Genomic DNA, 17,114 nt, shown 5'->3' on the forward strand with positions numbered 1-17,114 from the left:
GCCCGCTTCAAGCCACCTATAGTGAAGGTTGCACGTCAGCGACATCGCGCCCCGGCCAGTGGTTGGGTACAATCGTCGGCCAACCAGATCGAGTAACAGGACTTTTACATGATCGCTTGTCTGCGGCTGCTCACAGCCCTCTGCCTCGCTGCCTTGCTGGCAGCTTGCGCAAGCTCGCCCTCATCCAGCCTGGGCGAACTCCCGCGCACCCCGGACGCCAGTATCGAGCAACTGCTCGAGCAGGCAGCCACCAGCAAGTCGCCCGAGGACGCAGCCCTGCTGCGCCTGAGCGCTGCCGACCTGGCCTACAAGCAAAAGGACTATCCACGCGCAGCGCGGATTCTCGAACAGGTACCACTGGACCCGCTCAAGCCTGCTCAGCAGGTGTTCGCCAGCACCTTGAGCGCTGAGCTGGCCATGAGCCGCAACCAGCCCAAAGCTGCCCTGACCGCCCTCGCCCACCCTAGCCTGCAGCGTCTGGGCGAGATGCCGGCTGAGCTGCAAGTGCGCACCTACAGCGTGCATGCCGCCGCCCTCGAAGCCGATGGCCAGACCTTGGCCGCAGCGCAGCAGCGGGTGCAACTGGCCCCTCTGCTCAGCGGCCAGGCGGCCAGCGCCAACAACGACGCGATCTGGGCACTGGTCGCTGCCTTGCCTGCCGAGCAGCTGCAATCGACTGGCAACGACACCCTGGCCGGCTGGACCAGCCTGGCCCTGGCGGTAAAAAGCGCCGGCACGCTGGAGCAGCAGCAGGCTGCGATCGACGCCTGGCGCAACCAGCATCCAGAGCACCCCGCAGCCAAGCAACTGCCGACCGCGCTGACCAAACTCAAGGAACTGGCCAGCCAGCCCCTGACCAAGATCGCCCTGCTGCTGCCTCAGGAAGGCTCGCTGGCCGGCGTCGCCCGCGCCTTGCGTGACGGTTTCATGGCCGCGCACTTCCAGGCCCAGCAGGCAGGCCAACAGGCACCTGCGATCCAGGTCTATGACAGCTCGCGGATCAGCTCGCTGGACGATTTCTACCGCCAGGCTCAGGCCGATGGCGTGCAACTGGTAGTCGGCCCGCTGGAAAAACCACTGGTGAAAAAGCTCGCCGCCTACCCGCAGTTGCCACTGCCGACCCTGGCCCTGAACTACGCCGAAGCAGGCCAGAACGCACCGCCGCAGCTGTTCCAGTTTGGCCTTGCCGCAGAAGACGAAGCCCGTGAAGTGTCGCGCCGTGCACGCGCCGACGGCCTGGTCCGCGCTGTAGCGCTGGTGCCGAGCGGCGAATGGGGCGACCGCGTGCTGGCCGCCTTCCGCAAGGACTGGGAAAGCAACGGCGGCACCCTGCTGGCTGCCGAGCGTATCGCCCAGCCGGTCGCCCTCGCCCAGCAAATCGCCGAGCTGTTCCAGCTGCGCCAGAGTGAAGGCCGTGCCAAGAGCCTGCAAAGCACGGTCGGTGGCAACATTGCCGCACAACCGTCACGCCGCCAGGACATCGACTTCATCTTCCTCGCTGCCACCCCGCAGCAGGCGCAACAGATCAAGCCGACGCTGAACTTCCAGTACGCAGGGGATGTGCCGGTCTACGCTACCTCCAACCTGTACAGCGCCAGCGGTGACGTCAACCAGTACAACGACATGACCGGCATCCGCTTCTGCGAAACGCCGTGGCTGCTCGACAGCAGTAACAGCCTGCGCCAACAAGTCGTGCAGCAGTGGCCACAAGCCGCTGGCAGCCTCGGCCGGCTTTATGCGATGGGCGTTGATGCGTATAGCCTGGCACCGCGTCTGGGCCAACTGAAGGCACTGCCTGACAACCGCGTACAGGGCCTGTCCGGCAGCTTGAGCATGAACCCGAGCCAGCGCATCGAGCGTCAACTGCCATGGGCAGAGTTCGCCGGCGGCCAGGTCAAACGCCTGCCGGACACGCCGCGCTGATGCAGGCGGCATCGCCTGGTCGCGCCGGCCAGGATGCTGAGGACTACGCCCTGGAGTATCTTTTCGGGCAAGGTCTGCAGTTGCTGGCGCGCAATTGGCGATGCAAGGGAGGCGAGCTTGATCTGGTCATGCTCGACGCCGATACAGTAGTATTCGTCGAAGTCCGCTATCGGCTGCACGCAGACTTCGGCGGCGCCCTCGGCAGTATCGATGGGCGCAAGCAGCAACGCCTGGCGCTGGCCGCCAGCATGTTTCTGCACAAGGAGTTTCGCTGGGCCAATCACCCCTGCCGCTTCGATGTCATCGCTCTACAAGGCAGCGGCCATGCAGGGCAACCGCTGCAATGGCTGAAAAACGCCTTCGAATGCTGAACCCACTGCGAATTTTTTGCTCTATGTTTCGCGGGCTGGTCCCTGTTGCGCGTCGCGCGGGCCACCGCCCCTCTTAAGGTCACACCAGATGGACATGCAATCCCGAATTCGCCGGCTGTTTCAGGCCAGCATCGACACCAAGCAACAGGCAATGGACATGTTGGCGCCGCATATCGAGCAGGCCAGCCTGGTCATGGTCAATGCCATGCTCAATGAGGGCAAGATGCTCGCCTGCGGCAACGGCGGCTCAGCCGGCGATGCTCAGCATTTCTCGTCCGAGTTGCTCAACCGTTTCGAGCGTGAACGCCCGAGCTTGCCGGCGATCGCGCTGACCACCGACAGCTCGACGATCACCTCGATTGCCAACGATTACAGCTACAACGAAGTGTTCTCCAAGCAGATCCGCGCCCTCGGCCAGCCCGGCGACGTGCTGCTGGCGATCTCTACCAGCGGTAACTCGGCGAACGTGATTCAAGCGATCCAGGCCGCACATGATCGTGAAATGATTGTCGTAGCAATGACCGGGCGCGACGGCGGTGGCATGGCCTCGCTGCTGCTGCCCGAAGATGTCGAGATTCGCGTACCGTCGAACGTGACTGCGCGCATCCAGGAAGTCCACCTGCTGGCGATCCACTGCCTGTGTGATCTGATCGACAGCCAACTGTTCGGGAGTGAAGAATGATCCCCAAGCGTTTTGGCCTGATGGCCCTGACTCTGTGCCTGAGCCTCTCCGGCTGCAGTTCGGTATTGACCTCTACCCGCGACAATCCTATCGAGGACGATCGCGGCACCCGCACCATCGGCAGCAAGATTGACGATTCACTGATCGAAACCAAGGTCTCGGTCAACATCGCCAAGGCCAACCCTGACCTGGACAAAGGCTCGCACATCGTTGTCAGTAGCTATAACGGCGTTGTCCTGCTGGCCGGGCAAACCCCGCGTGCTGACCTCAAAAGCCTCGCCGAGCAGACCGCCGGCCAGGTGCAGCGGGTCAAGAAGGTGCATAACGAAATCCAGGTGATGCAGCCGTCTTCGATTCTGGCGCGCAACAACGACGCCTGGCTGACCACCAAGATCAAGGCGCAGATGCTTGGCGACGCCAATGTGCCTGGCTCGCGCATCAAGGTCATCACCGAAAACGGTATCGTCTACCTGCTCGGCCTGGTTACCCAGGGCGAAGCCAACGCCGCGACCAGCGTGGTGCAAAGCGTTTCCGGCGTGCAGAAAATCGTCAAACTGTTCGAATACATCGACTAAGTCGCACCCGGCGGGAGGGCTGCGTCCTCCCGCCCTCCTCACCCGATCCAGGAAATACTCCATGACCAAGTTTCTGCTGCCCGCGCTGCTGATCGGCGCCTGCGCATCCCTGGCTGGCTGCTCCAGCCCGAGCATCATCACCCTGAATGATGGCCGTGAGCTGCAGGCATTGGACCAGCCCCACTTCGATCGCGCTTCTGGCTTTTATGAATTCGAACAGCTGGACGGCAAGCGCACGCGCATCAACAAGGATCAGGTTCGCACCATTACCGACCTGTAATTGCTGATCCAACGCTTACGAAAAAGGCGATCCTCTCGGATCGCCTTTTTTGTTACTTGACCACCTTCAGACTCGGTCGTCCGCTAGGACGCGGCGGCTGGCCACCACCTTCGGGCGGGCCGTCGTTATCCGGCTCGTCAACTTCATCCTCAAGCTCTTCATCATCCAGCAGCGAAGGCTCAAGCTCGAACACCATGCCCTGACCGTTCTCGCGGGCGTAGATGCCCAGGATCGCACCAGTGGGCACGAACAACGAATGCGCGACGCCGCCGAAGCGGCCTTCAAAGCTCACTGCGTCGTTATCCATGTGCAGGCTGCGCACCGCACTGGGCGACACGTTCAGGACAATCTGACCATCACTGGCGAAGCCCTGGGGCACCTGGACAGCCGGAAACTCGGCATTGACCAGCATATGGGGCGTGCAATCGTTGTCGACGATCCACTCGTACAGTGCTCTAACCAGATAGGGGCGACTGGAGTTCATCAACGGCTCCTTAAAGCTTGCGCATTTCACGTTCAGCAGCAGACAGGCTCGCCTGGAATGGCTCGCGGGCGAACTGTCGCTCCATATAATCAAGCAGCGGCTTGGCTTGCCGCGGCAGTTCGATACCCATCACCGGCAAACGCCAGAGTATGGGCAGTAGACAACAATCGACCAGGCTTTGCTCATCACTCATGAAGCAGGCCATCTCGGCAAACAATGGCGCAACCCCGGTCAGGCTCTCGCGCAGTTCCTTGCGCGCCTTTGCCTGCGCAGCCTCGGTGCTGCGCTTGTCGAGCAGCACGTCGGCCAGCGAGCACCAGTCGCGCTGGATGCGGTGCACCAGCAGGCGGCTGTTGCCGCGTGCGACCGGATACACCGGCAGCAGTGGCGGGTGCGGATAGCGCTCATCGAGGTATTCCATGACCACGGTCGACTCGTACAGCGCCAGATCGCGATCAACCAGGGTTGGCACACTGGCGTAAGGATTCACTTCAACCAGCTTGGGTGGCACACGCCCAGGATCGACGTCGATGATCTGCACGCTGACGCCCTTTTCGGCGAGCACCAGGCGGACCCGGTGCGAGTAATGATCAGCGGGATCGGAATAGCAGGCTAACCTGTTGGTTACGCCCATGCAGCGCCTCCTCGTGGGGATGCTTGTAAAACACAAATGCAAACGCGCCCTGAGGGGCCCAATGCAGTTGCACGGGGCGCCTCAGGGCGCGTTCAACTAACCAGAAATTACTGCGTGATCAGTGCACGTCCTTCCAGTATTCGCGCTTGAGCAAGTAGGCGAACACGAAGAAGAAAGCCAGGTACAGCAACACATAGGTACCGATGCGCTGGCTCTCCAGTTTGACCGGGTTGGCCGAATAGGCCAGGAAGGTCACCAGGTTCTTGACCTTCTCGTCGAACTGCTCGGGCGTCAGGGTACCGGATTTCGGCTCGATGGTCAGCTGATCACATGCTTCATGGGTCAATGGGCTGCCCGTCAACGGGTCATATTGCTTCTTGCCGTCGACGACGCTCTGCACCTGCTTGCAGCCAATCACCTGATTACCCTGCAGGCCAACCAGCACGTTAGGCATGCCGACGTTGGGGAAGACCTTGTTGTTGACCCCGTATGGCCGCGACTTGTCCTCATAGAAGCTACGTAGGTACGAGTACAGCCAATCGGTACCACGCACCCGCGCAACCAGGGTCAGGTCTGGCGGCGCAGCGCCGAACCAGGTCTTGGCATCAGCCGGCTGCATGCCGATCTGCATGTGGTCGCCGATCTTGGCACCGGTGAACACCAGGTTTTCCAGCATCAGCTCATGGGGGATACCCAGGTCATCAGCGACCCGCTCATAGCGCTGGAACTTGGCGCTATGGCAGCCCATGCAATAGTTGGCAAAGGTCCGCGCACCATCCTGCATGGCGGCTTTGTCACTCAGGTCGATATCGACCTTGTCCAGCTCCAGGCCGTGTTCCGCGGCAAAGGACAAGGCAGGCATCACTGCCAGGAACAGTACTGCAATAAGCTTTTTCATCAGCCAGTCACCCTTTCCGGAACCGCTTTGGTCTTCTCCAGCCTTGTGTAGAACGGCATCAGCAGGAAGTAGGCGAAATACAGCACGGTACAGACCTGCGACAGCAGGGTCCGCCCCGGAGTAGGCGCCAACACACCCAGCACACCGAGAATCACGAAGCTGACGCAGAACACCAGCAGCCAGATCTTGCTCAGCCAGCCCTTGTAGCGCATGGAACGTACCGGGCTGCGGTCAAGCCAGGGCAACACGAACAACACGGCAATGGCGGCGCCCATGGCGATCACGCCGAACAGTTTGTCGGGCACCGCGCGCAGGATCGCGTAGAACGGTGTGAAGTACCACACCGGAGCAATGTGCTCGGGTGTCTTGAAGGCATTGGCTTGCTCGAAGTTTGGTTTTTCGAGGAAGTAGCCGCCCATTTCCGGGAAGAAGAACACCACCGAACAGAACACGAAGAGGAACACCACCACGCCGACGATATCCTTGACGGTGTAGTACGGGTGGAACGGGATACCGTCGAGGGGGATGCCGTTTTCGTCCTTGTGCTTCTTGATGTCGACGCCGTCAGGGTTGTTCGAGCCGACTTCGTGCAGCGCCAGGATATGCAGCACCACCAGGCCGAGAATGACGATCGGCAAGGCCACCACATGCAAGGCGAAGAAGCGGTTCAGGGTGATCCCCGAGATCAGGTAGTCGCCGCGAATCCACTGGGTCAGGTCATCGCCGATCACCGGGATGGCGCCGAACAGCGAGATGATTACCTGCGCACCCCAATACGACATCTGGCCCCAAGGCAGCAGATAGCCCATGAACGCTTCAGCCATCAGCGCCAGATAGATCAGCATGCCGAACAGCCAGACCAGCTCACGCGGCTTCTGATAAGAGCCGTAGAGCAGCCCGCGGAACATGTGCAGGTAGACCACGATGAAGAACGCCGAGGCGCCGGTGGAGTGCAGATAGCGCAGGATCCAGCCGTACTCGACATCGCGCATGATGTACTCGACCGAGGCGAACGCCTCTTCGGCCGAAGGGGTGAAACTCATGGTCAGCCAGACGCCGGTAACAATCTGGTTGACCAGCACCAGCAACGCCAGCGAGCCAAAGAAGTACAGGAAGTTGAAGTTCTTCGGCGCGTAGTATTTGCTCAGATGCTCTTCCCACATTTTGGTCGCGGGGAAGCGCGCATCGATCCAGTCCATGAACTTGCTCATCATGCGTTCTCCTGATCGACGCCGATGACGATGATGTCGTCCGTCTCGTATGAGTGCGGAGGCACTGGCAGGTTGAGAGGTGCCGGCTGGGACTTGTAGACGCGGCCAGCGAGGTCGTAATGAGAGCCGTGGCAGGGGCAGAAATAGCCACCGACCCACTTGGGCCCCAGATCGACCGGCGCCACTTCAGGACGGAAGGTCGGCGAGCAGCCCAGGTGGGTGCACAGGCCAACCAGCAGGAGGATTTCCGGCTTGATCGAGCGCACCTCTGGGTCGACGTAAGTCGGCTGCACCGAGGCCTGCGATTCCGGATCAGCGAGCTCGCCGACGATTTTCTTGAGATTGCCGAGGATCTCTTCTGTGCGTCGCACGATGAATACTGGCTGCCCGCGCCACTCAGCAACCATCTGCTGGCCGGGTTCAATCTTGGCAATATTGACCTTCACCGGTGCACCGGCGGCTTTCGCCTTGGCACTGGGAAACCATGACCCCACGAACGGTACCGCAGCCCCCACAGCCCCCGCTGCACCCACCACGGACGTGGCGGCTACGAGGAAGCGGCGCCGGCCTGCGTTGACGCCGTCATTACTCATTCAGTCCTCTCCCATCAGCTGCTCTGGCCTGTTGAACCAGGCCTGTATTTTGTGAATGTCTGTGGCACTAAATTTTGGTCGCCATGGTAAGAAACAAATCCACACACTGACAAGGTGATTAGCCCCGGCCGGGCTACAACCCACGCTTTGCTTGATCTGCGTCTATAAGGCGACTTGCCGCGGACATGCTGACAGGTTAGTTCAAGGCAAAAAAAAAGCCCGGTTCCAAGGAACCGGGCTTCTTTCGACTGCCGAAGCGAAATTAACGCTTGGAGTACTGAGGACGCTTACGTGCTTTACGCAGACCCACTTTCTTACGCTCGACTTCACGAGCATCGCGGGTTACGTAGCCAGCGCGACGCAGAGCAGGGCGCAGGGCTTCGTCGTAGGCCATCAGAGCGCGGGTGATACCATGACGGATCGCACCGGCTTGACCGCTGACACCACCACCGGAAACGGTGACGTAGATGTCGAACTTGGCAACGTTCTCGGTCAGCTCGAGGGGTTGACGAACAACCATGCGAGCGGTTTCGCGACCGAAGAAAGTGTCCAAAGGACGGTTGTTGATGGAGATGTTACCGGTACCTGGACGCAGGAAAACGCGAGCGGTTGCGGTCTTGCGACGGCCAGTGCCGTAATTTTGAGTCGCCGACATAATGAACTATCCCGTTAGATCTTCAGTTCTTGAGGCTGCTGAGCAGTGTGTGGGTGAACAGCGCCCGCGTACACTTTCAGCTTGCGGTACATGTCGCGACCCAGCGGGTTCTTAGGCAGCATGCCCTTGACCGCGGTCTCGATGATACGCTCAGGGGCCTTGGCGATCAGCTTGTCGAAGCTGATTTCCTTGATGCCACCTGGGAAGCCGGAGTGGGAGTAGTACATTTTGTCAGTAGTTTTAGCACCAGTGACACGTACCTGCTCGGCGTTGATTACGACGATGTAGTCGCCGGTGTCAACGTGAGGGGTGTATTCAGCTTTGTGCTTGCCACGCAGACGAAGAGCGATTTCGGTAGCCAGACGACCCAGGGTCTGACCAGCGGCGTCGACGACGAACCAGTCGCGCGTAACTGTTTCTGGTTTAGCAGTAAAAGTTTTCATTATCTCTAAAGCCTCAGAGGCCGCCCAAGCAATAAAAAATAGACGGCGAATCTTACTGGATAGTGCGCAACTTGACAAGCAAGCACGCAGCCGAATACGGACGCTATTGGGGGCTCGGGTCGGGCACGTCCAATATCCGGCGGGTTTCTCTCGTAATGCAGTGCATCACTTCCGCAAAACGGAGAGGGGCAGGATTATCCAGATTGCAGAAAAAAATTCAACCTGCTTTTATGGTCTTTTTCGCCAGAGAGAAGCTTCCAGATGGAATACCGCAAGCTCGGCCGTACCGACCTCAACGTCAGCGCCCTGTGCCTGGGCACCATGACCTGGGGCGAGCAGAACGATCAGGACCAGGCGTTTGCCCAGATCGCCCGGGCCAAGGCCGGCGGGATCAACTTCATCGATACCGCCGAAATGTACCCGGTGCCGCCGCGCCCGGAGACCTACGCCGCCACCGAACGAATCATCGGTAACTGGTTCAAGGCCAACGGCGATCGCGACCAGTGGACACTGGCGAGCAAGGTTGCCGGCCCAGGCAACGGCATCAGCCACATCCGCGACGGCCAGCTCAAGCACAACCGCCAGCACATCGTTGCCGCGCTGGACGCAAGCCTTGAGCGCCTGCAGACCGATCACATCGACCTGTATCAGCTGCACTGGCCAGAGCGCAGCACCAACTTCTTCGGCAAGCTCGGCTACCAGCATCTGCCGCAGGACCACTTCACGCCACTGGAAGAAACCCTCGAGGTGCTCGACGAGCAGGTTCGTGCCGGCAAGATCCGTCACATTGGCCTGTCCAATGAAACGCCATGGGGCACGATGAAGTTCCTGCAGCTGGCCGAGAGCCGCGGCTGGCCGCGGGCGGTATCGATCCAGAACCCCTACAACCTGCTCAACCGCAGCTTCGAGATCGGCCTGGCCGAAGTGGCGATCCGCGAGCAATGCGGGCTGCTGGCCTACTCGCCGCTGGCATTCGGCATGCTTGCCGGCAAGTATGAAAACGGCGCCAGACCTGAAGGCGCGCGGTTGACGCTGTTCAACCGCTTTGCCCGCTACTCCAACCCGCAGACCGTGGCCGCCTGCAGCCGTTACGTGCAGATAGCCCGCGAGCATGGCCTGGACCCGGCCCAGATGGCCTTGGCGTTCGTCACCCGCCAGCCGTTCGTGACCAGCAATATCATCGGTGCGACCAGCCTTGAACAACTGGAAAGCAACCTCGCCAGCGCCGATCTGAACTTGAGCGATGAGCTGCTGGCAGCCATCGAAGCGGTGCACCAGGATCAGCCAAACCCGGCGCCGTGATGCAGCCGTAACAAAGCGGCAGCGGGTCAGCCCGCTGCCGCAGGCAGCTGGATCGGGACGGGGTAGACACAATCGCCAAAAAATAAGACGATCCAGCCGGTGATTGACCACTCTACCCTATAAGAACAATGACAATGATCTTTACCCAACCCACCGCTTCATTGCGGCGCGTCAGCATTCTGGCCGTCGATAATGTGTTCGCCTCGACCCTGATGCAGGCCAAGGATTTCTTCCACCTGGCCAGCCTGCGCTACGGCAAGCAAATGGGCCTGGGCCTGCAACCGATGTTCGAAATCTGCCTGGTCAGCCCCGACGCTGCACCGGTGGACAGCTTCAGCAACGTGCAGGTGCCGGTAGACGGCGGCCTGGGCGATGCCGATGTGATCATCCTGCCGGCGTTCTGGGATGACTTCGACAACCTTCAGCAGCGTTATCCGCAGGTCTTGCCATGGCTACGCGAGCAGCATGCGCGTGGCGCGGTGCTCTGTGGCGAAGCCAGCGGCGTGTACTGGCTGGCCGAAGCGGGCTTGCTCGATGGCAAGGAGGCGACCACCTACTGGCGCTTCTTCACTGACTTCGCCGAGCGCTTCCCGGCTGTGCGGCTGAACCAGGACAAGCACCTGACCGATGCCGACAACCTGTACTGCGCGGGCGGCGCGACCTCGGCCTGCGACCTGTACATCTACCTGATCGAGCGCTTCTGCGGGGCCAATGTCGCCCGCGCGGTAGCCCGCGACATCCTCTATGAAGTGCAACGCAACTACACCCCAGGGCGTATGGGTTTTGGTGGGCAGAAGCTGCATCAGGACCTGATCATCCTGCAGATTCAGCACTGGCTTGAAGAGCATTTCGCGGACAAATTCCGCTTTGAAGACGTCGCCCGCAACCATGGCATGAGCATTCGCAATTTCATGCGCCGGTTCCAGACGGCTACCGGCGACAAGCCCCTGCACTATCTGCAACGGCTGCGCATCGAAACCGCCAAGGGCTTGCTGTCGAGTACCCGCAAGAGCATCAAGACCATCAGTTATGAGGTGGGCTACGACGATGCGAGCTTCTTTGCCCGGCTGTTCCGCCAGCATACCGAGCTTTCGCCGAACCAGTATCGGCAGCAGTTCATGCAAGAGGCTTGAGGGGCATGGGGGCTGCCTTGCAGCCCTTCGCGGGTGAACCCGCTCCCACAGCTCACATGGGGCGCTGCGAATCCTGTGGGAGCGGGTTCACCCGCGAAGGGCCGCAAAGCGGCCCCAACTACACCGAATTAAGGCTTATGCGCTCGCGCCAGAAACTCGTGCGACTGCATCTCCAGCAAACGGCTCAGCGTACGCTGGAACTCGAAGCTCAGCCGCCCGCCGGTGTACAGATCCTTCAACTCAACCTCAGCTGAAATGATGAGCTTGACGTTACGGTCGTAAAACTCATCGACCATGTTGATGAAGCGCCGGGCGATATCGTCGGTAGCCACACCCATCTGCTCGACATTGCTCAGCAGCACGGCATGGAAGATCTTGCCCAGCTCGATGTAGTCGTTCTGGCTGCGCGGCCCGTCGCACAAGGCGCGGAAGTCGAACCAGGCGACATCGTCACAGGTACGCAGGGCGTGAATCTCGCGATTCTCGATCATCAGCACGTCGTTCTCGACCGCCTGCGTGCACTCCGGGGTCAGCGCCTTGAAGCTCTGGCGCAGGCTCTCGTGCGCAGCGGCATCGAGCGGGAAGTGGAACAGTTCGGCCTGCTCGAGGTGACGCAGACGATAGTCGACGCCGCTGTCGACGTTCACCACATCGGTGTACTGCTTGATCATGGCGATGGCTGGCAGGAAGCGCGCACGCTGCAAGCCATCCTTGTACAGGCCGTCAGGCACGATGTTGGAGGTCGCGACCAGTGATACGCCGTTCTTGAACAGCTCTTCCATCAAGGTGCCGAGGATCATCGCATCGGTAATGTCAGAGACGAAGAACTCATCGAAACAGATGACCCGGGCTTCGTTGGAGAAGCGCTTGGCGATCACCGTCAGCGGGTTCTTCTCGCCCTTGAGCGTGCGCATTTCTTCGTGCACGCGCTTCATGAAGCGGTGGAAGTGCGTGCGCATCTTCTGTTCGAACGGCAGCGCCTCATAGAAGGTGTCGACCAGATAGGTCTTGCCGCGCCCTACCCCACCCCAGAAGTACAAGCCCTTGACCGGGGCCTGGTCCTTCTTGCCGAACAGCTTGCCGAGCACGCCGGGCTTGTTGTTCTGCGCCGCGACCAGGTCGTCGTACAGACGCTGCAGATGACGCACCGCTGTTTCCTGCGCCGCATCATGGAAAAAATCGGGACGTTTGAGATCTGCTTGATATCGTTCTAAAGGCGTCATAATTCGCTGGCGAGGTAACAAAAGCGGGCCGTCACTGTAGCGACGGGCCCGCATAATGGCAATCAGACTTGCGGCGAAATGCCTCAGTCGGCTTGTGGCTGGAGCGCTGCGTGCAAGGCTTGCACGGCAGCGTCGCGCGCTAATGCATCGGCAAACTGCGGGCCTTCCGCGACCTGCTCACCGTTCAGCCACAGGGCAAAGCTCAGGCCGTCGACGCGCACATCGGCTTGACCACCCTGCTGCAGTTGCTTGCTCACCGCACCGGCGCTCTTGCCGTCGGCGAAGCTGCGCGACAGCAGCAATTGCTCGCCATCGGCGGCCAGCAGGCGGAAGCGGAAGCTGCCGTCTTCATCACGGAAGCTGACAAAGCGGGCGCTCTTGGCGGCCTTTTTCTTCACGTCGGTGCTGGCCTGGACACTGCTGCGGAACGAGCGCAGGCCGACCGCTTCACGCAGTTGTTCAAGGAACGGCGTCGCGCTCTTGCGCGCCTTGGCCGCGCCGGCCAGAAGGATGTCTTCAAGGTCAGCAGGACGTGCGATCAGCTGATGGTAATGCTCGCGTGGCGCGGCCAGTTGGCCGTCCAGCAGTTGGAACAGGCGTTGCTTGGCCTCGCCCCAGCCCAGCCCTTGCAGCAGTGCTTCATGCAGCTCTGCGGATTGCGCCGGGGTAGCGAACGCCTGGTACAGGGTGAACAGGTGCGAGCTGTCCGGGTCTTTCGCTTCGCCGGGTGCACGGGAGTCGGTGACGATGCGCGAGATGGCGTCTTTCATGTCCTTGGCGCTGGCGAACAACGGGATGGTGTTGTCGTAGCTTTTGGACATCTTGCGCCCATCCAGACCCGGCAGGGTCGCCACGCTTTCTTCGATCACCGCCTCGGGCATGGCGAAGAATTCCTTGCCCTGGCCGAACAGGTGGTTGAAGCGCTGGCCAATGTCACGGGCCATTTCCACGTGCTGGATCTGGTCACGGCCGACCGGCACCTTGTGCGCGTTGAACATGAGAATGTCCGCCGCCATCAGCACCGGGTAGCTGAACAGGCCCATGGTCACGCCGGCATCCGGGTCTTCGCCGTTTTCCAGGTTCTTGTCTACCGACGCCTTGTAGGCGTGGGCGCGGTTGAGCAGGCCCTTGCCGGCAACGCAGGTCAGCAGCCAGGTCAGCTCAGGGATCTCGGGGATGTCGGACTGACGGTAGAAGGTGACTTTGTCCGGGTCGAGCCCGCCCGCCAGCCAGGTGGCGGCGATCTCCAGGCGCGAACGCTGGATGCGCAGCGGGTCATCGCACTTGATCAGCGCGTGATAGTCGGCCAGGAAGTAGAACGAGTCGGCACCGGGCTGCTGGCTGGCAAGGATGGCCGGGCGAATGGCGCCGGCGTAGTTGCCCAGGTGCGGGGTGCCGGTGGTGGTGATACCGGTAAGAATGCGCGTAGTCATGGGTAATCGCTTGATCAGGCTTGGCTCAATTCGAGAGGCGCGGCAGCACCAGATCCTTCAGATCGGTCAGCTTGCCATGGAAAAAGTGTCCGCATTCTGCCACTTTCAGCAGCTCATGGGGGCGCGACAGGCTGTCGGACCATTCGTAAACCAGCTGAGGATCGACGACTTCGTCGCTGTCTGGCTGGATGACGGTCAACGGGCAAACCTGCGGCAGCGGGAAGTCGTCATTCAAACGCATCACAGCAGGTGCGATCATGAACAGCTGCTGCAGCGTTGCGCCCTGGCTTTCCAGACGCCCGGCAAGACTCGCGGCAACGAAACCGCCAAACGAGAAGCCCATCAGCACCAGCGGCAGCTCGGGATAGCTGGTCCGCACCCAGGCGGCGACGGCCTCGGCATCAGCCACTTCACCCGCGCCCATGTCATGGCCGCCAGCGCTTTGGCCGACGCCGCGGTAATTGAAGCGCAGCGTATTGTAGCCAGCATCGCGAGCAGTGCGTTGCAGGGTCGAGACCACCTTGTTGAGCATGGTGCCGCCCTGCACCGGATTAGGGTGGCAGATCAGCACTACGCCACGCGGCTCGGCCACTTCCAGCTGCAAGGCTTCCAGTTGGCCGCATGGGCCATCGATGAACAAGGGGGTTTCGCGGATAAGCAAAGCACTACTCCGTGACCTCGGAAGGGGTCGACTCGTCTAGCTGATGAATTCTGTTCTGAAATATTTGCGATCGTTCGCGGTATACAGCGCAGGTCTGAGCCGTTAACGTAAAGCAAAGCCGTTTATAGAGGAAGGACTCGTGGAACTCTCGCTCCTTGTTTGGTTGTTGCCGACCCTGGCCCTGGTCGTCGGCGTAGTCGTCGGCTTCGTCGTGGCCCGCCTGCTGCCCAACGCAGCGCCCAGCAGCACACAGCGTCAACTGGATGATATCCAGCAACGTTTCGACAGTTATCAAAGTGAAGTGGTCACCCACTTCAACAGCACCGCAGCCCTGGTTCAACGCCTGACCCAGAGCTATCAGGACGTGCAGGATCACCTGGCCGACGGTGCCAACCGCCTGGCCCTGGACGAGCTGACCCGTCAGCGTCTGCTGGCAGCGCTGCATTCGGAGGCTGCGCAAAGCCATCGCGATCGCCTGACGCCGCCGAAAGACACCGCCGAAGTGCCGCGTGACTACGCGCCCAAGACGCCTAACTCGCCGGGCATGCTCGACGAGAGCTACGGCCTCAAGCGCTGATCCGAGCTGTAAGCACTGGTTCTTCAAGGTTTTATTGCTGATGTTGGGGCTGCTTTGCAGCCCTTCGCGGGTGAACCCGCTCCCACAGGTTTTTGTGGGAGCGGGTTCACCCGCGAAGGGCCGCAAAGCGGCCCCTTTTCGATTCATGAACGAAGCCTGAGCCCGCTCAAACGCTGGCGCGCAATGCCTGCTCGATATCAGCCAGCAGGTCCTCGATATCCTCAAGCCCCACCGACAACCGCACCAACCCCTCGCCTATGCCGTGCTGCGCACGCTCTTCAGGGGTGTAGCTGGAGTGGGTCATGCTCGCTGGATGCTGGGCCAGTGACTCGGCATCACCCAGGCTGACCGCGCGGCTGAACAGCTGCAGGGCATTCATGAAGCGCCGACCGGCTTCGATACCACCCTTGAGTTCGAAGGCGATCATGCCACCCGGCAAACGCATCTGCCGCTGCGCCAGCGGGTACTGGGCGAAGTTCGGCAGGCCGGGATAATGCAGCAACTCGACCTGCTGCTGGCCCTGCAGAAACGCAGCCACCTGCGCCGCATTGGCACAATGCCGATCCATGCGCAGGCCAAGCGTCTTGATTCCGCGCATCAGCAGTGACGCATCGTGCGGCGACAGCACCGCGCCAGTCATGTCTTTCAGACCTTGCAGACGAACACGGTCAATCAACGCCTTGCGCCCCGCCACCAGCCCGGCAGTGATGTCGCCATGGCCACTCAGGTATTTGGTTGCCGAGTGCACGACCAGGTCCGCGCCAAGCTCCAGCGGCCGCTGCAGATAAGGTGTACAGAAGGTGTTGTCGACCACCACATGAATGTCACGACCGTGCACGGCCTGCGCTACGGCGGCAATATCGACCAGTTCCAGAGTGGGGTTGGCGGGCGACTCGAAATAGATCATGCGAGTTTTGTCGTTGATCGCAGCGGCCAGCGCCTGCGCGTCGTTGAGGTCGACGTGCCGGATCTTGACGCCGAACTCGCCGATACCGTGGTGCAGGAAGGCAAAGGTGCAGCCATAAAGCGTCTGGCCGACAAGCAGCTCATCGCCAGGGCGCAGCAAGGTCCACAGGGTGGCGGTGATCGCGCCCATGCCTGAGGCAAGCGCCAGCCCTGCCTCAGCGCCTTCCAGTGAGGCGATGCGCTGTTCCAGCAAGTCCAGGGTAGGGTTGGAAATACGGCTATAGAAATGCCCCGGCTGCTCCCCGGCAAAGCACGCTGCGCCATATTCGACCGTGGGGAAGGCATAGGTAGCCGTCTGGTAAATCGGCGGCACCAGCGCCCCGCCATGGGCGAGCGGATCGTAGCCGTGGTGAATGGCTCGGGTGGAGAATCCGGATTGGCGCTTGGCAACGTCCATGGCTACAGCCTCTTGTGGTTTGTTATAAGCTTATGCCAACGAACCAACGGTATTTTTCCAAAGTCGCCCAGCAAAATCGGCACCTGCGGGCATAAAAACAACAATTGACTCTCTGGAAGGGCAAGCCATGCCTACGACCCTTGACCGCACCGATCGCGCCCTGCTCGGCGCCTTGCAGGACAACGCCCGCCTCACGGTTTCCGAACTCGCCGATCGGGTTTCCCTGACCACTTCGCCCTGCTGGCGGCGGGTCAAGCTGCTCGAAGACAACGGCTACATCACTGGCTATCAGGCAGTGCTCTCGCCCAAGGCCTTGGGCTTTGGCGTGACCGCGTTCGTCAGCATCATGATGGATTCACATACCAAAGAGATGGCCTTGGCATTTGAGCGGCGATTGCTGGAAATTCCCGAGATCGTCGCTTGCCATAACGTGTCCGGACGCTACGATTTTTTGCTGGAGATTCTGGCGCGGGATCTGGAATCGTTTGGGGAATTTACCCGCGAGGTGCTGCAGCGGCTGCCTGGGGTGAAGGAGATCTATTCGAGTTTTTCGTACAAGGCAGTCAAGGAGCGGCGGGTGATTCCGGTGTCCGAGAAGCATATTTGAGGGCCCCACTGCAGCCCTTGCCGATCTTCAGGCACACGCAACAAACAAAAAACCCCGCCGAAGCGG

The 17,114-nt window shown here is 60.8% G+C and carries 20 protein-coding genes; 9 read left to right on the forward strand and 11 right to left on the reverse strand.

The window, feature by feature from the left end; translation table 11 throughout:
• Nucleotides 1–108 precede the first annotated feature (108 nt).
• The 5 genes from IDM28_RS18365 (at nucleotide 109) to IDM28_RS18385 (ending at nucleotide 3,831) form a co-directional block, all read left to right on the forward strand.
• Nucleotides 109–1,923 (forward strand): penicillin-binding protein activator, encoded by a 1,815-nt coding sequence (locus IDM28_RS18365; protein ID WP_188036616.1) that lies wholly within the window; start codon nucleotides 109–111, stop codon nucleotides 1,921–1,923.
• Nucleotides 1,923–2,294, forward strand: a complete 372-nt coding sequence (locus tag IDM28_RS18370) for a YraN family protein (protein ID WP_101322001.1) — start codon at nucleotides 1,923–1,925, stop codon at nucleotides 2,292–2,294. Before IDM28_RS18365 ends, IDM28_RS18370 begins: the two co-directional genes overlap by 1 nt.
• An 88-nt stretch (nucleotides 2,295–2,382) precedes the next feature.
• Nucleotides 2,383–2,976 (forward strand): phosphoheptose isomerase, encoded by a 594-nt coding sequence (locus IDM28_RS18375; RefSeq protein WP_101322002.1) that lies wholly within the window; start codon nucleotides 2,383–2,385, stop codon nucleotides 2,974–2,976.
• The gene (locus IDM28_RS18380; RefSeq protein WP_101322003.1) at nucleotides 2,973–3,551 is read left to right on the forward strand and encodes a BON domain-containing protein; all 579 of its coding nucleotides are present in this window, start codon (nucleotides 2,973–2,975) and stop codon (nucleotides 3,549–3,551) included. The genes IDM28_RS18375 and IDM28_RS18380 overlap by 4 nt, the downstream gene beginning before the upstream one ends.
• A 61-nt stretch (nucleotides 3,552–3,612) precedes the next feature.
• Nucleotides 3,613–3,831 carry a YgdI/YgdR family lipoprotein gene (locus IDM28_RS18385; protein ID WP_101322004.1) on the forward strand — a complete coding sequence of 73 codons (219 nt, stop codon included), beginning with the start codon at nucleotides 3,613–3,615 and terminating at the stop codon, nucleotides 3,829–3,831.
• A 52-nt stretch (nucleotides 3,832–3,883) separates the two neighbouring features.
• Here the strand turns inward: IDM28_RS18385 and IDM28_RS18390 are convergent, their stop codons facing one another.
• From IDM28_RS18390 to rplM, 7 genes are all read right to left on the reverse strand, one after another.
• Nucleotides 3,884–4,315, reverse strand: a complete 432-nt coding sequence (locus IDM28_RS18390) for a ClpXP protease specificity-enhancing factor (RefSeq protein ID WP_101322005.1) — start codon at nucleotides 4,313–4,315, stop codon at nucleotides 3,884–3,886.
• 10 nt (nucleotides 4,316–4,325) lie between these two features.
• Nucleotides 4,326–4,949, reverse strand: coding sequence for a glutathione S-transferase N-terminal domain-containing protein (locus IDM28_RS18395; protein ID WP_101322006.1), 624 nt, complete (start codon nucleotides 4,947–4,949; stop codon nucleotides 4,326–4,328).
• A gap of 118 nt (nucleotides 4,950–5,067) precedes the next feature.
• The gene (locus IDM28_RS18400) at nucleotides 5,068–5,847 is read right to left on the reverse strand and encodes a cytochrome c1 (protein ID WP_101322007.1); all 780 of its coding nucleotides are present in this window, start codon (nucleotides 5,845–5,847) and stop codon (nucleotides 5,068–5,070) included.
• A complete protein-coding gene (locus IDM28_RS18405) occupies nucleotides 5,847–7,058 on the reverse strand; it encodes a cytochrome b (RefSeq protein WP_101322008.1) in 1,212 nt (403 codons plus the stop codon). The genes IDM28_RS18400 and IDM28_RS18405 overlap by 1 nt, the downstream gene beginning before the upstream one ends.
• Nucleotides 7,058–7,651 (reverse strand): ubiquinol-cytochrome c reductase iron-sulfur subunit, encoded by a 594-nt coding sequence (petA, locus tag IDM28_RS18410; protein WP_101322009.1) that lies wholly within the window; start codon nucleotides 7,649–7,651, stop codon nucleotides 7,058–7,060. The genes IDM28_RS18405 and petA overlap by 1 nt, the downstream gene beginning before the upstream one ends.
• Nucleotides 7,652–7,913: 262 nt before the next feature.
• Entirely contained in the window at nucleotides 7,914–8,306 is a 393-nt protein-coding gene (gene rpsI, locus IDM28_RS18415) for a 30S ribosomal protein S9 (RefSeq protein WP_101322010.1), read from the reverse strand.
• A gap of 14 nt (nucleotides 8,307–8,320) precedes the next feature.
• The gene (gene rplM / locus IDM28_RS18420; protein ID WP_101322011.1) at nucleotides 8,321–8,749 is read right to left on the reverse strand and encodes a 50S ribosomal protein L13; all 429 of its coding nucleotides are present in this window, start codon (nucleotides 8,747–8,749) and stop codon (nucleotides 8,321–8,323) included.
• A gap of 261 nt (nucleotides 8,750–9,010) precedes the next feature.
• On the opposite strand from rplM, the gene IDM28_RS18425 reads away from it, so the two are divergent.
• Nucleotides 9,011–10,051 (forward strand): NADP(H)-dependent aldo-keto reductase, encoded by a 1,041-nt coding sequence (locus tag IDM28_RS18425; protein ID WP_101322012.1) that lies wholly within the window; start codon nucleotides 9,011–9,013, stop codon nucleotides 10,049–10,051.
• A 236-nt stretch (nucleotides 10,052–10,287) separates the two neighbouring features.
• Nucleotides 10,288–11,184, forward strand: coding sequence for a GlxA family transcriptional regulator (locus IDM28_RS18430; protein WP_178080845.1), 897 nt, complete (start codon nucleotides 10,288–10,290; stop codon nucleotides 11,182–11,184).
• A 128-nt stretch (nucleotides 11,185–11,312) separates the two neighbouring features.
• Here the strand turns inward: IDM28_RS18430 and zapE are convergent, their stop codons facing one another.
• From zapE to IDM28_RS18445, 3 genes are all read right to left on the reverse strand, one after another.
• Nucleotides 11,313–12,407: a cell division protein ZapE gene (gene zapE, locus IDM28_RS18435; RefSeq protein WP_101322014.1), complete on the reverse strand. Its 1,095-nt coding sequence runs from the start codon at nucleotides 12,405–12,407 to the stop codon at nucleotides 11,313–11,315.
• 83 nt (nucleotides 12,408–12,490) lie between these two features.
• Nucleotides 12,491–13,840, reverse strand: coding sequence for a tryptophan--tRNA ligase (locus tag IDM28_RS18440; protein WP_188036617.1), 1,350 nt, complete (start codon nucleotides 13,838–13,840; stop codon nucleotides 12,491–12,493).
• 25 nt (nucleotides 13,841–13,865) lie between these two features.
• Nucleotides 13,866–14,501, reverse strand: coding sequence for an alpha/beta hydrolase (locus IDM28_RS18445; protein ID WP_188036618.1), 636 nt, complete (start codon nucleotides 14,499–14,501; stop codon nucleotides 13,866–13,868).
• A gap of 139 nt (nucleotides 14,502–14,640) precedes the next feature.
• Between IDM28_RS18445 and IDM28_RS18450 the strand changes: the two genes are divergently transcribed.
• Complete coding sequence (locus tag IDM28_RS18450) at nucleotides 14,641–15,078, forward strand: YhcB family protein (RefSeq protein WP_101322017.1); 438 nt, start codon at nucleotides 14,641–14,643, stop codon at nucleotides 15,076–15,078.
• A gap of 166 nt (nucleotides 15,079–15,244) precedes the next feature.
• Here the strand turns inward: IDM28_RS18450 and IDM28_RS18455 are convergent, their stop codons facing one another.
• Nucleotides 15,245–16,441, reverse strand: coding sequence for a methionine gamma-lyase (locus IDM28_RS18455; RefSeq protein ID WP_188036619.1), 1,197 nt, complete (start codon nucleotides 16,439–16,441; stop codon nucleotides 15,245–15,247).
• A 127-nt stretch (nucleotides 16,442–16,568) separates the two neighbouring features.
• Here IDM28_RS18455 and IDM28_RS18460 point away from each other — a divergent pair, with 127 nt between their 5' ends.
• Nucleotides 16,569–17,048: an Lrp/AsnC family transcriptional regulator gene (locus tag IDM28_RS18460; protein ID WP_101322019.1), complete on the forward strand. Its 480-nt coding sequence runs from the start codon at nucleotides 16,569–16,571 to the stop codon at nucleotides 17,046–17,048.
• The last annotated feature ends 66 nt before the right edge of the window (nucleotides 17,049–17,114 follow it).

Origin of the sequence: Pseudomonas sp. EZ-C24 (assembly GCF_014525325.1) — a bacterium.
Lineage (GTDB): Bacteria > Pseudomonadota > Gammaproteobacteria > Pseudomonadales > Pseudomonadaceae > Aquipseudomonas > Aquipseudomonas shirazensis.

Bases quoted from the DNA above. Each gene is read 5' to 3' on its own strand.
- IDM28_RS18365 (WP_188036616.1), top strand. From the start codon at position 109: ATGATCGCTTGTCTGCGGCTGCTCACAGCCCTCTGCCTCGCTGCCTTG.
- IDM28_RS18370 (WP_101322001.1), top strand. From the start codon at position 1,923: ATGCAGGCGGCATCGCCTGGTCGCGCCGGCCAGGATGCTGAGGACTAC.
- IDM28_RS18375 (WP_101322002.1), top strand. From the start codon at position 2,383: ATGGACATGCAATCCCGAATTCGCCGGCTGTTTCAGGCCAGCATCGAC.
- IDM28_RS18380 (WP_101322003.1), top strand. From the start codon at position 2,973: ATGATCCCCAAGCGTTTTGGCCTGATGGCCCTGACTCTGTGCCTGAGC.
- IDM28_RS18385 (WP_101322004.1), top strand. From the start codon at position 3,613: ATGACCAAGTTTCTGCTGCCCGCGCTGCTGATCGGCGCCTGCGCATCC.
- IDM28_RS18390 (WP_101322005.1), bottom strand. From the start codon at position 4,315: ATGAACTCCAGTCGCCCCTATCTGGTTAGAGCACTGTACGAGTGGATC.
- IDM28_RS18395 (WP_101322006.1), bottom strand. From the start codon at position 4,949: ATGGGCGTAACCAACAGGTTAGCCTGCTATTCCGATCCCGCTGATCAT.
- IDM28_RS18400 (WP_101322007.1), bottom strand. From the start codon at position 5,847: ATGAAAAAGCTTATTGCAGTACTGTTCCTGGCAGTGATGCCTGCCTTG.
- IDM28_RS18405 (WP_101322008.1), bottom strand. From the start codon at position 7,058: ATGAGCAAGTTCATGGACTGGATCGATGCGCGCTTCCCCGCGACCAAA.
- petA (WP_101322009.1), bottom strand. From the start codon at position 7,651: ATGAGTAATGACGGCGTCAACGCAGGCCGGCGCCGCTTCCTCGTAGCC.
- rpsI (WP_101322010.1), bottom strand. From the start codon at position 8,306: ATGTCGGCGACTCAAAATTACGGCACTGGCCGTCGCAAGACCGCAACC.
- rplM (WP_101322011.1), bottom strand. From the start codon at position 8,749: ATGAAAACTTTTACTGCTAAACCAGAAACAGTTACGCGCGACTGGTTC.
- IDM28_RS18425 (WP_101322012.1), top strand. From the start codon at position 9,011: ATGGAATACCGCAAGCTCGGCCGTACCGACCTCAACGTCAGCGCCCTG.
- zapE (WP_101322014.1), bottom strand. From the start codon at position 12,407: ATGACGCCTTTAGAACGATATCAAGCAGATCTCAAACGTCCCGATTTT.
- IDM28_RS18440 (WP_188036617.1), bottom strand. From the start codon at position 13,840: ATGACTACGCGCATTCTTACCGGTATCACCACCACCGGCACCCCGCAC.
- IDM28_RS18455 (WP_188036619.1), bottom strand. From the start codon at position 16,441: ATGGACGTTGCCAAGCGCCAATCCGGATTCTCCACCCGAGCCATTCAC.
- IDM28_RS18460 (WP_101322019.1), top strand. From the start codon at position 16,569: ATGCCTACGACCCTTGACCGCACCGATCGCGCCCTGCTCGGCGCCTTG.